Raw genomic sequence first — 11,739 nt, forward strand, 5'->3', positions numbered from 1 at the left:
GCGGCGCAGGCGACGGGTGCACTGTGCGCTGGTTCACACTTGCCCGTATTGTTGGCCATGCCGCAACCAGCGTTCAAGTAGCGGGCTGACGTGCTGCGGCCAATGTTCCAGTAGGGCCTGTGCGGCGTCGCGTACGGCGGGCAGCAGGTCGGCATCGCGCATCAGGTCGGCGACCTTGAATTGCAGCAGGCCAGTCTGGCGGGTGCCAAGCATCTCGCCGGGGCCGCGCAGTTCCAGGTCTTTTTCAGCAATCACAAAACCATCGCAGGTCTCGCGCATGATTGCCAGGCGCTCGCGGCCCAGCTGCGACAACGGCGGGTGATAGAGCAGCAGGCAATGGCTGGCGGCGCTGCCACGGCCGACCCGGCCGCGCAGCTGGTGCAGCTGGGCCAGGCCCAGGCGTTCGGGGTTTTCGATAATCATCAGGCTGGCATTGGGTACGTCGACGCCGACTTCGATCACCGTGGTGGCCACCAGCAGTTGCAGCTGGCCCTGTTTGAACTGGTCCATCACCGCAGCTTTTTCCGCCGGTTTCATGCGCCCGTGAATCAATCCGACATTTAGCCCGCCGAGCGCTGCCGATAAATCCTCGAAGGTGGTTTCCGCAGCCTGGCAGGTCAGCTCTTCGGATTCCTCGATCAGGGTGCAGACCCAATAGGCCTGACGCCCTTCGTTGCAGGCCAGGCGCACGCGCTCGACCACTTCCAGGCGGCGGCCATCGGCGATCACCAGGGTGTTCACTGGGGTGCGGCCGGGCGGCAGCTCGTCGAGGATCGAGGTGTCGAGGTCGGCGTAGGCGCTCATCGCCAGGGTCCGTGGGATCGGCGTGGCAGTCATGATCAGTTGGTGCGGGCACATGCGTCCGCCGATGCCTTTCTGCCTCAGGGCCAGGCGCTGCTGCACACCGAAACGGTGCTGTTCATCGATGATCACCAGGGCCAGCTTGGCAAAGCGCACTTCATCCTGAAACAGCGCGTGGGTGCCGACCACCATGGGCGCGCCCGCAGCGATCTGCTCCAGGGCACTGGCGCGGGCTTTGCCCTTGAGCTTGCCGGCCAGCCACGCGACTTCGATACCCAGCGGCGCCAGCCATTTGCTGAAGTTGATGAAATGCTGCTCGGCAAGAATTTCGGTGGGGGCCATCAGCGCCACCTGGTAGCCGGCTTCCAGCGCTTGCAGGGCGGCAAAGGCGGCGACCACGGTCTTGCCGGCGCCGACATCGCCCTGCACCAGGCGCAACATCGGCTCGCTCTGGCTGAGGTCGTAGGCGATTTCCGCACCGACCCGCTGCTGCGCGCCGGTGGGGGTAAATCCCAGGTTAGCCAGGTACTGCCGCGGCAGCTTTTTCGCCAGCGGCAGCGCCGGTGCCTGCTGCGCGCGCACGCTTTCGCGCAGGCGCTGCAGCGACAGTTGATGGGTGAGCAACTCCTCGAAGGCCAGGCGATGCTGGGCCCAGTGACGGCCTTCGGCGAGTTCTTCCAGATCGGCATCCGGGGGCGGTCGATGCAGATAGCGAATGGCTTGATCGAGCGGGCTGAGCTGGTAGTCGTCGGCCAGTTCACGCGGCAACCAATCCGGCAGACTATGCGGGCCGAGGCGCGCAAGGGCCTGTTCGCTGAGCTGGCGCAGGCGTTGCTGGGTCAGGCCTTCGGTGGTCGGGTAGATCGGCGTCAGGGTCTGTTCCACGGCAATCGGCTCGCTGCCGGACAGCGCGCGGTATTCCGGGTGATAGATTTCCAGACCCGATGAACCAGGGCGCACTTCACCGTAGCAACGCACCTGCGTGCCGCGTTTGAGACCTTCTTTTTGCGCCTGGCTGAAATGGTAGAAGCGCAAGGAGAGGGTGCCGCTGCCGTCCTGCAGGCGTACCAGCAGGCTGCGTCGGCGCCCCATGACCACATCGGCGCCGGCGACTATGCCTTCCACCACTGCGTCCTGACCGGGGCGCAGCGCACCAATCGGCACGATGCGGGTGCGGTCCTGATAGCGCAGCGGCAGGTGGAACAGCACATCCTGCAGGGTTTCCAGGCCGACCTTGGCGAGTTTTTCGGCCAGGGCCGCACCCACGCCTTTCAGCGCGGTGACAGAAACCGCGGCCAGCTCGGTCATGGCCTGTCTTAGCTGCTCTTGGGCAGTGGCTTGGCCACCGAGCACAGGCGAATCGAGTCGGTCAGCACTTCGATGGCATTCGGCCGTGGGAAGCTGGCACGCCAGGCGATGGCCACGGTGCGGAACGGCGTGGGCGGGCTGAGCGGGCGTACTTCGATCACGCCGGGGGCGTAGTGGTGGCTGTCGACCGCAGAGAACGGCAGGATCGACACGCCAAGGCCCGAGGCGACCATATGACGGATGGTTTCTAACGAGCTGGATTCCACCGTGGTGTGCTTGGCGCTGTCTTCGCCGCCCTTGCGCAGGGTCGGGCAGGCTTCCAGCACCTGATCGCGGAAGCAGTGGCCTTCGCCGAGCAGCAGCAGGCTTTTGTCATTCAGCAGCTTGCTGTCGATGGTTTTCATCGCGGCCCAGGGGTGGCCGGCTGGCAGCAGGGCATAAAACGGCTCGTCGTACAGCGGCTTGGTCAGCACATCGGCTTCATGAAACGGCAGGGCGATGATGATTGCGTCTAGCTCGCCATTGCGCAGCTTGTCGCGCAGCACGTGGGTGAAATTTTCTTCGATATACAGCGGCATCTGCGGCGCGACGCGGTGCAGTTGCGGAATCAGGTGGGGGAACAGATAAGGGCCGACGGTGTAGATTGCGCCGATTTTCAACGGCGCGGCCATCTGGTTCTTGCCGGCTTGGGCCAGCTCGCGGATGCCCTGAGCCTGCTCTAGCACCTTCTGCGCCTGCGTAACGATGCCTTCACCGACCGGAGTCAGGCGCACTGCGCTTTTACTGCGCTCGAAGATCAGCACACCCAGCTCATCTTCGAGTTTCTTCACCCCCACCGACAGCGTCGGCTGGCTGACGTGACAACGCTCGGCGGCGCGGCCGAAGTGCTGTTCCTGAGCGAGGGTGACTATGTAGCGCAGTTCGGTGAGGGTCATAGTCTTTATCCATTGAGATGCAGCCAAGCATAGCGGCTGTATTCAATGGAACCAACTGCTGATGCGCTTCAGCGCCCGTGCTTGATGTGTTGGACGGGTTTTGGCGATTGGCTACGCATTTATGTCGCTTTGTGAACAGAAAATAATTAGTTACTAAAACGTTGTGCGAATAGAATTGCGGCCATACTTTGCGGGCGACCCTGCTTGGGGTTCGCACTCGCCACAATAAAATTATACAAGCCGTTCCTTTTACCCAAGGAGTACCGGCATGCCTGATGCGGTAACGACCATGTCCCATAACTGGGCTTTTGCTGTGTTTCTGCTCGGAGTTTTCGGGCTTATCGGCTTTATGCTTGGCCTGTCCAGCCTGCTGGGTAGCAAGGCCTGGGGTCGCAGCAAGAATGAGCCCTTTGAATCCGGCATGTTGCCCGTCGGCAGCGCGCGTCTGCGCCTGTCAGCCAAATTCTATCTGGTCGCGATGCTCTTCGTGATCTTCGACGTTGAAGCCCTCTTTCTCTTCGCTTGGGCAGTTTCGGTGCGCGAAAGCGGCTGGGCTGGGCTGATCGAAGCTACAGTCTTTATAGCAATTCTGTTGGCAGGTCTTGTCTACCTTTGGCGGATCGGGGCGCTCGATTGGGCTCCTCAGGGTCGTCGTGAGCGACAGGCGAAGCTAAAACAATGAGGCTTTGGCAATGCACTACAAACTTACTCGGATCGATCCGGATGCGCCTAATGAGCGCTATCCGGTCGGCGAGCGGGAGACTGTTTCCGACCCGCTGCTAGATGATCAAGTCCACAAGAACATCTACATGGGCAAGCTCTCGGATGTTCTGAATGGCGCAGTGAACTGGGGGCGCAAGAACTCCCTGTGGCCCTATAACTTCGGGCTGTCCTGCTGCTATGTGGAAATGACCACCGCCTTTACCGCGCCGCATGACGTAGCGCGGTTTGGTGCGGAAGTGATTCGAGCCTCCCCACGCCAGGCGGACTTCATGGTCATCGCCGGTACCTGCTTTATCAAGATGGCTCCGGTCATCCAGCGCCTGTACGAGCAGATGCTGGAACCCAAGTGGGTGATCTCGATGGGCTCCTGCGCCAACTCCGGCGGCATGTACGACATCTACTCCGTGGTCCAGGGGGTCGACAAGTTCCTGCCGGTCGACGTCTATATTCCCGGTTGCCCGCCCCGTCCCGAGGCCTTTCTGCAAGGCTTGATGCTGCTGCAGGAATCCATCGGTCAGGAGCGCCGGCCGTTGTCCTGGGTGGTTGGCGATCAAGGTGTTTACCGGGCCGACATGCCTTCGCAGAAAGAGCAGCGGCGCGCTGAACGGATCGCCGTGACCAATCTGCGTAGCCCCGACGAAGTGTGAGCCTGGGCTCGATTGAGCCCGCCTACTGACGCCGTTGACTGATAGCGACCGAGACCATGACTGCAGAGAGCATTCTGTCCATACCGCCGTACAAGCCTGATGACCAAGACGTGGTCGTCGAACTGAACTCCCGTTTTGGCGCCGAAGCCTTTACCGCACAGAGCACCCGTAATGGTATGCCGGTGCTGTGGGTGGCTCGCGAGCGGCTGGTCGAGATCCTGACCTTCCTGCGCAACCTGCCGCGTCCCTATGTGATGCTGTATGACCTGCATGGCGTCGACGAGCGCCTGCGCACCCAGCGTCGCGGTCTGCCGGGTGCGGATTTCACCGTGTTCTATCACCTGATGTCGTTGGAGCGGAACAGCGACATCATGCTCAAGGTGGCGCTCAATGAGCGTGACCTGAATATGCCCAGCGTTACCAGCATCTGGCCCAACGCCAACTGGTATGAGCGTGAAGTCTGGGACCTCTATGGCATTCACTTCAACGGTCACCCGCACCTGACCCGGATCATGATGCCGCCGACCTGGGAAGGTCACCCGCTGCGCAAGGATTATCCTGCGCGCGCCACGGAGTTCGATCCGTTCAGCCTGACCCTGGCCAAGCAGCAACTGGAAGAAGAAGCCGCGCGCTTCAAACCGGAAGACTGGGGCATGAAACGCGGCGGTGAGCACGAGGACTACATGTTCCTCAACCTTGGCCCGAATCACCCGTCGGCCCATGGTGCGTTCCGCATCATTTTGCAGCTCGATGGTGAAGAGATCGTCGACTGCGTACCGGAGATCGGCTACCACCACCGTGGTGCCGAGAAGATGGCCGAACGGCAGAGCTGGCACAGCTTTATTCCCTACACCGACCGCATCGACTACCTCGGTGGGGTGATGAACAACCTGCCGTACGTGCTGGCCGTGGAAAAGCTCGCGGGCATCACCGTGCCGCAGCGGGTCGACGTGATTCGTATCATGCTGGCCGAGTTCTTCCGCATCACCAGCCACCTGCTGTTCCTCGGGACTTATATTCAAGACGTCGGTGCGATGACGCCGGTGTTCTTCACCTTCACCGACCGCCAGCGGGCCTACAAGGTGATCGAAGCCATCACCGGTTTCCGCCTGCACCCGGCGTGGTATCGCATCGGCGGCGTTGCTCACGACCTGCCGCGCGGGTGGGATCGTCTGGTCAAGGAGTTCGTCGACTGGCTGCCCAAGCGCCTCGACGAATATGAGAAAGCTGCGCTGAAGAACAGCATTCTCAAGGCGCGGACCATCGGTGTGGCGCAGTACAACACCAAGGAAGCGCTGGAGTGGGGCACCACGGGTGCCGGTTTGCGCGCCACCGGCTGTGATTTCGACCTGCGCAAAGCGCGGCCGTATTCCGGCTACGAGAACTTCGAATTCGAAGTGCCGCTGGCCGTCAATGGCGATGCCTATGACCGTTGCATGGTGCGTGTCGAGGAGATGCGTCAAAGCATCAAGATCATCGACCAGTGCCTGCGCAACATGCCGGAAGGGCCGTACAAGGCCGATCACCCGCTGACCACGCCGCCGCCCAAAGAGCGCACGCTGCAGCACATTGAAACCCTGATCACCCACTTTCTGCAGGTTTCCTGGGGCCCGGTGATGCCGGCCAACGAAAGCTTCCAGATGATCGAGGCGACCAAGGGCATCAACAGTTATTACCTGACCAGCGACGGCAGCACCATGAGCTACCGCACGCGCATTCGTACGCCAAGCTTCCCGCACTTGCAGCAGATCCCTTCGGTGATTCGCGGCAGCATGGTGGCTGACCTGATTGCGTACCTGGGCAGTATTGACTTCGTTATGGCCGACGTGGACCGCTGACATGAGCCAGACAACCCTGATTCAAACCGACCGTTTTGCTCTGAGCGAAACCGAGCGTGCGGCCATCGAGCACGAGATGCACCACTACGAAGACCCGCGCGCGGCGTCGATCGAAGCGCTGAAGATCGTGCAGAAGGCCCGTGGTTGGGTGCCGGATGGCGCCGCCGATGCTATTGGCGAAATCCTCGGTATTCCGGCCAGCGACGTCGAAGGTGTGGCCACCTTCTATAGTCAGATCTTCCGCCAGCCGGTGGGGCGGCACATTATCCGCGTGTGCGACAGCATGACCTGTTATATCGGCGGCCATGAGTCGATTGTCGAGAGCATCCAGCAACAACTGGGTATTGGCCTCGGCCAAACCAGTGCCGACGGCCGCTTTACCCTGCTGCCGGTCTGCTGCCTGGGCAACTGCGACAAGGCGCCGGCGGTGATGATTGACGATGACACCTTTGGCAATCTGCATGCCGACGGCGTCGCCAAACTGCTGGAGGCCTACGCATGACTACGCTGACGTCCATGGGGCCGGCTAACACCATCGCCCGCAGTGAAGAAACTCACCCGCTGACTTGGCGCTTGCGTGACGACGCCCAGCCGGTGTGGCTGGAGGAATATCAGGCGAAGAACGGCTACGCCGCCGCGCGTAAGGCGCTCGCCGAAATGGCCCAGGCCGATATCGTGCAGACGGTGAAAGACTCCGGCCTCAAAGGCCGTGGCGGTGCCGGCTTCCCCACCGGGGTGAAGTGGGGGCTGATGCCCGCCGACGAATCCATGAACATCCGCTACCTGCTGTGCAACGCGGATGAAATGGAGCCCAACACCTGGAAAGACCGCATGCTGATGGAGCAGCTGCCGCACCTGTTGGTGGAAGGCATGCTGATTTCTGCGCGTGCACTCAAGGCCTATCGCGGCTACATCTTCCTGCGCGGTGAGTACGTCGATGCGGCGGCGAATCTGAATCGCGCCATTGAAGAAGCCAAGGCTGCCGGCTTGCTGGGCACGAACATCCTCGGCAGCGGTTTCGATTTCGAGCTGTTCGTCCACACCGGTGCCGGGCGCTATATCTGTGGTGAAGAAACCGCGCTGATCAACTCCCTCGAAGGCCGCCGCGCCAACCCGCGTGCCAAGCCGCCGTTCCCGGCCGCCGTCGGCGTGTGGGGCAAGCCGACCTGCGTGAACAACGTCGAGACCTTGTGCAACGTGCCGGCCATCGTCGGTAATGGCGTGGACTGGTACAAGAGCTTGGCCCGCCCGGACAGCGAAGACCACGGCACCAAGCTGATGGGCTTCTCCGGCAAGGTGAAGAACCCCGGCTTGTGGGAGCTGCCCTTCGGCATCAGCGCCCGCGAGCTATTCGAGGATTACGCCGGCGGCATGCGCGATGGCTATACCCTCAAGTGCTGGCAACCCGGCGGTGCCGGCACCGGCTTTCTGCTACCCGAGCACCTGGATGCGCTGATGTATGCCAGCGGTATCGGCAAGGTCGGCACGCGCATGGGCACCGGCCTGGCACTGGCGGTGGACGACAGCATCAGCATGGTCTCGCTGTTGCGCAATATGGAAGAGTTCTTCGCCCGCGAGTCCTGCGGCTGGTGTACGCCGTGCCGCGATGGCCTGCCGTGGAGCGTGAAGATTCTCCGCGCCCTGGAGCGCAAGCAAGGCACGCAGCAGGACATCGACACGCTGCTCGGTCTGGTCAATTTCCTTGGCCCCGGCAAAACCTTCTGCGCCCACGCACCGGGTGCGGTTGAGCCGCTGGGCAGTGCGATCAAGTATTTCCGTTCGGAGTTCGAGGCTGGCGTGGCCAGCTCAGCGGCTCCGGCGACGACGGGGCAATTCGTCCCCGCGTAAAACAATGGCGCTCTGGCGGCCACTGACCTGGCCCCGCAGCACAACGTGATTCCATTAGCCAAGCCCGCTTCGGTGGGCAAAGAAGAAACCTGAACCATGGCCACTATCCACGTAGACGGCAAAGATTTCGAAGTCGATGGGGCGGACAACCTGCTGCAGGCCTGCCTGTCCCTCGGTCTCGATATCCCTTACTTCTGCTGGCACCCGGCGCTCGGTAGCGTCGGCGCCTGCCGCCAGTGCGCGGTCAAGCAGTACACCGATGAAAACGATACGCGCGGGCGCATCGTCATGTCGTGCATGACGCCGGCCACCGACAACACCTGGATCAGCATCGATGATGAAGAATCCAAGGCGTTTCGCGCCAGCGTTGTTGAATGGTTGATGACCAACCACCCGCACGACTGCCCGGTGTGCGAGGAGGGCGGCCATTGCCACCTGCAAGACATGACGGTGATGACTGGCCACAACCAGCGCCGTTATCGCTTCAGCAAACGCACCCACCAGAACCAGCAGCTTGGCCCGTTTATTGGGCATGAAATGAACCGCTGCATCGCCTGCTACCGCTGCGTGCGTTATTACAAGGACTACGCCGGCGGAACTGACCTCGGTGTGTATGGCGCGCACGACAACGTGTACTTCGGCCGGGTCGAAGACGGTGTGCTGGAAAGCGAGTTTTCCGGCAACCTGGTCGAGGTCTGCCCGACCGGTGTGTTCACCGACAAAACCCACTCCGAGCGCTACAACCGCAAGTGGGACATGCAGTTTGCCCCGAGTATCTGCCACGGCTGCGCCAGCGGCTGCAACACCAGCCCTGGCGAGCGTTATGGCGAGCTGCGGCGCATCGAGAACCGCTTCAACGGTGATGTGAACCAGTACTTCCTTTGCGACCGTGGCCGTTTTGGCTACGGCTACGTCAACCGTACTGATCGTCCGCGTCAGCCGCTGCTGGTGAATAAAGACGGTGGCGCAAAGCTCGGCATCGACGCCGCGCTGGACAAGGCCGCCGAGCTGCTCAAGGGCAAGCGCGTAATCGGCATCGGTTCGCCGCGCGCCAGCCTGGAAAGCAACTTCGCCCTGCGCGAGCTGGTCGGCGAGGCCAACTACTACTCCGGTATCGCCGCGGGCGAGCTGGAAAATATCCGCCTGATCCGCGACATCCTGCAGAACGGCCCGCTGCCGGTGCCGACCCTGCGTGAAGTCGAGCTGCACGACGCGGTGTTTATCCTCGGCGAAGACCTGACCCAGACCGCCGCACGCATGGCCCTGGCCCTGCGTCAGGCGGTCAAGGGCAAGGCCACTGAAATCGCCGCGTCGATGAAGATTCAGGACTGGCACATGGCCGCCGTGCAGAACGTCGCTCAGGACGCGCTGCATCCGCTGTTTATCGCCAGCGTCACCGCCACGCGTCTGGATGATATTGCCGAAGCCTGCGTGCATGCTGCACCGGCCGACTTGGCGCGTATCGGTTTCGCCGTGGCCCACGCCATCGATCCGAGCGCACCGGCGGTTAACGGCCTGGATGCGGATGTTGGCGAGCTGGTGCAGTTGATTGCCGAAGCGCTGCTAGAAGCCAAGCGTCCGCTGATCGTTGCCGGCGCCTCCCTGGGCGAGAGGAGCCTGATCGAAGCGGCGGCGAATATCGCCAGCGCGCTGAAGAATCGTGAAAAAAACGCTTCCATCAGCCTGGTGGTGCCGGAAGCCAACAGCATGGGCCTGGCCCTGCTGGGTGGCGAGTCTGTCGATGCGGCGCTGCAAGCCCTGACGTCCGCTCAGGCCGATGCCGTGATCGTGTTGGAAAACGACCTCTATCGTCGCGCCGATGCAGCCCAGGTCGATGCCGCACTGGCAGCGGCCAAGTTGGTGATTGTCGCTGACCATCAGCACACTGCTACCAGCGAAAAAGCCCATCTGCTGCTGCCGGTGGCCAGCTTCGCCGAAGGCGATGGCACCCTGGTCAGTTTCGAAGGCCGCGCCCAGCGCTTCTTCCAGGTGTTCGAGCCGAGCTACTACGACGCTAATATTTTGATTCGCGAAGGCTGGCGCTGGCTGCATGCCCTGCACAGCACCCTGCAAGGCAAGCCGCTCGACTGGACTCAGCTGGATGCGGTGACCGCTGCCGTTGCTGCCAGCAACAGTTCGCTGGCGCGCATTGGCGAAGCGGCGCCGAATGCCACCTTCCGCATCAAGGGCCTCAAGCTGGCCCGCGAGCCGCACCGTTACAGCGGTCGCACCGCCATGCGCGCCAATATCAGCGTGCACGAGCCGCGTCAGCCGCAGGATCAGGATTCGGCCTTCGCCTTCTCCATGGAAGGCTATTCCGGCAGCCAGGAAGACCGTCAGCAGATTCCATTCGCCTGGTCGCCGGGCTGGAACTCGCCGCAAGCCTGGAACAAGTTTCAGGACGAAGTCGGCGGCCATCTGCGTGCCGGTGATCCCGGCGTGCGTCTGCTGGAAGCCAAGGGCGTGGTATTGCCCTGGTTCAATGCGCCGGCCGCCTTTAACCCGGCTCCGGGCACCTTGCAGGCCGTGGCGCTGCATCACCTGTTCGGCAGTGAGGAAACCTCGGCCGGCGCCGCGCCGCTGCAAGAGCGCATTCCCGCGCCTTACGCACTGCTGGCCAAGGCTGAAGCGGATCGTCTGGGCGTGAATGATGGCGCGCTGCTGAGTCTGACAGTCGCCGGGCAGACCCTGCACCTGCCGCTGCAGATCACCGAAGAGCTGGCCATCGGTGTGGTCGGTCTGCCAGTGGGTTTGGCGGGCATGCCGGCGCTGATCGCTGGTAGCGTGGTCACTCGCATTGAGGAGGCCGCGCAATGAGTTGGCTGACCCCCGAAGTGCTGGACGTGCTGGTCGCCGTACTCAAGGCCATCGTGATTCTGCTGGTGGTGGTGGTGTGCGGCGCGCTGCTGAGCTTTGTCGAACGCCGTTTGCTGGGTTGGTGGCAGGACCGCTACGGCCCCAACCGGGTCGGGCCGTTCGGCATGTTTCAGATCGCGGCGGACATGATCAAGATGTTCTTCAAGGAGGACTGGACGCCGCCGTTCGCCGACAAGTTCATCTTTATCCTCGCGCCGATGATCGCCTTCGCCGCCATGTTGATGGCCTTTGCGATTATCCCGATCACGCCGAACTGGGGCGTGGCGGACCTGAATATTGGCATCCTGTTCTTCTTCGCCATGGCTGGGCTGTCGGTGTATGCCGTGCTGTTCGCTGGCTGGGCGAGTAACAACAAGTTTGCCCTGCTCGGCGCGCTGCGCGCCTCGGCGCAGACGGTGTCCTACGAGGTGTTTCTGGCGCTGGCGCTGATGGGCATCGTCGCCCAGGTTGGCTCGTTCAACATGCGCGACATCGTCGATTACCAGGCGCAGAACCTGTGGTTCATCATTCCGCAGTTCTTCGGTTTCTGTACCTTCTTTATCGCCGGCGTGGCGGTGACACACCGCCAACCCTTCGACCAGCCGGAAGCCGAGCAGGATCTGGCCGACGGTTACCACATCGAATACGCCGGGATGAAATGGGGCATGTTCTTCGTCGGCGAATACGTGGCCATCGTCACCGTGTCGGCGCTGCTGGTCACCCTGTTCTTCGGCGGCTGGCACGGGCCGTTTGGCATCCTGCCGCAGATTCCGTTTTTCTGGT

Annotated in this window: 9 protein-coding genes; 7 read left to right on the forward strand and 2 right to left on the reverse strand. The window is 62.2% G+C overall.

Annotation, left to right across the window (positions count from 1 at the left end; genetic code table 11):
- Positions 1–33: 33 nt before the first annotated feature.
- Together recG and Q8M42_RS00790 are read right to left on the reverse strand one after the other, a co-directional pair.
- Positions 34–2,109, reverse strand: coding sequence for an ATP-dependent DNA helicase RecG (gene recG / locus Q8M42_RS00785; RefSeq protein ID WP_304870774.1), 2,076 nt, complete (start codon positions 2,107–2,109; stop codon positions 34–36).
- A gap of 8 nt (positions 2,110–2,117) precedes the next feature.
- Positions 2,118–3,044 (reverse strand): hydrogen peroxide-inducible genes activator, encoded by a 927-nt coding sequence (locus Q8M42_RS00790; protein WP_090379691.1) that lies wholly within the window; start codon positions 3,042–3,044, stop codon positions 2,118–2,120.
- Positions 3,045–3,312: 268 nt separating this feature from the next.
- Between Q8M42_RS00790 and Q8M42_RS00795 the strand changes: the two genes are divergently transcribed.
- From Q8M42_RS00795 to nuoH, 7 genes are all read left to right on the forward strand, one after another.
- Positions 3,313–3,726 carry an NADH-quinone oxidoreductase subunit A gene (locus tag Q8M42_RS00795; RefSeq protein ID WP_090250607.1) on the forward strand — a complete coding sequence of 138 codons (414 nt, stop codon included), beginning with the start codon at positions 3,313–3,315 and terminating at the stop codon, positions 3,724–3,726.
- Between the two features lie 10 nt (positions 3,727–3,736).
- The gene (locus tag Q8M42_RS00800) at positions 3,737–4,414 is read left to right on the forward strand and encodes an NADH-quinone oxidoreductase subunit B family protein (RefSeq protein ID WP_304870770.1); all 678 of its coding nucleotides are present in this window, start codon (positions 3,737–3,739) and stop codon (positions 4,412–4,414) included.
- Positions 4,415–4,470: 56 nt separating this feature from the next.
- Positions 4,471–6,252 carry an NADH-quinone oxidoreductase subunit C/D gene (gene nuoC / locus Q8M42_RS00805; RefSeq protein WP_304870768.1) on the forward strand — a complete coding sequence of 594 codons (1,782 nt, stop codon included), beginning with the start codon at positions 4,471–4,473 and terminating at the stop codon, positions 6,250–6,252.
- Between the two features lies 1 nt (position 6,253).
- Positions 6,254–6,754, forward strand: a complete 501-nt coding sequence (gene nuoE, locus Q8M42_RS00810) for an NADH-quinone oxidoreductase subunit NuoE (protein ID WP_304870765.1) — start codon at positions 6,254–6,256, stop codon at positions 6,752–6,754.
- The gene (nuoF, locus tag Q8M42_RS00815; RefSeq protein WP_304870762.1) at positions 6,751–8,100 is read left to right on the forward strand and encodes an NADH-quinone oxidoreductase subunit NuoF; all 1,350 of its coding nucleotides are present in this window, start codon (positions 6,751–6,753) and stop codon (positions 8,098–8,100) included. The genes nuoE and nuoF overlap by 4 nt, the downstream gene beginning before the upstream one ends.
- A gap of 96 nt (positions 8,101–8,196) precedes the next feature.
- Entirely contained in the window at positions 8,197–10,917 is a 2,721-nt protein-coding gene (gene nuoG / locus Q8M42_RS00820; protein WP_304870760.1) for an NADH-quinone oxidoreductase subunit NuoG, read from the forward strand.
- On the forward strand, positions 10,914–11,739 hold an 826-nt coding region (gene nuoH / locus Q8M42_RS00825), incomplete at its 3' end, for an NADH-quinone oxidoreductase subunit NuoH (RefSeq protein ID WP_305282925.1). The genes nuoG and nuoH, both read left to right, overlap by 4 nt.

The sequence above is a fragment of the Pseudomonas sp. genome (genome assembly GCF_030684895.1).
GTDB lineage: Bacteria > Pseudomonadota > Gammaproteobacteria > Pseudomonadales > Pseudomonadaceae > Aquipseudomonas.

Excerpts from the sequence above, each read along its gene's own strand:
- recG (WP_304870774.1), bottom strand. The coding sequence starts at position 2,109 with ATGACCGAGCTGGCCGCGGTTTCTGTCACCGCGCTGAAAGGCGTGGGT.
- Q8M42_RS00790 (WP_090379691.1), bottom strand. The coding sequence starts at position 3,044 with ATGACCCTCACCGAACTGCGCTACATAGTCACCCTCGCTCAGGAACAG.
- Q8M42_RS00795 (WP_090250607.1), top strand. The coding sequence starts at position 3,313 with ATGCCTGATGCGGTAACGACCATGTCCCATAACTGGGCTTTTGCTGTG.
- Q8M42_RS00800 (WP_304870770.1), top strand. The coding sequence starts at position 3,737 with ATGCACTACAAACTTACTCGGATCGATCCGGATGCGCCTAATGAGCGC.
- nuoC (WP_304870768.1), top strand. The coding sequence starts at position 4,471 with ATGACTGCAGAGAGCATTCTGTCCATACCGCCGTACAAGCCTGATGAC.
- nuoE (WP_304870765.1), top strand. The coding sequence starts at position 6,254 with ATGAGCCAGACAACCCTGATTCAAACCGACCGTTTTGCTCTGAGCGAA.
- nuoF (WP_304870762.1), top strand. The coding sequence starts at position 6,751 with ATGACTACGCTGACGTCCATGGGGCCGGCTAACACCATCGCCCGCAGT.
- nuoG (WP_304870760.1), top strand. The coding sequence starts at position 8,197 with ATGGCCACTATCCACGTAGACGGCAAAGATTTCGAAGTCGATGGGGCG.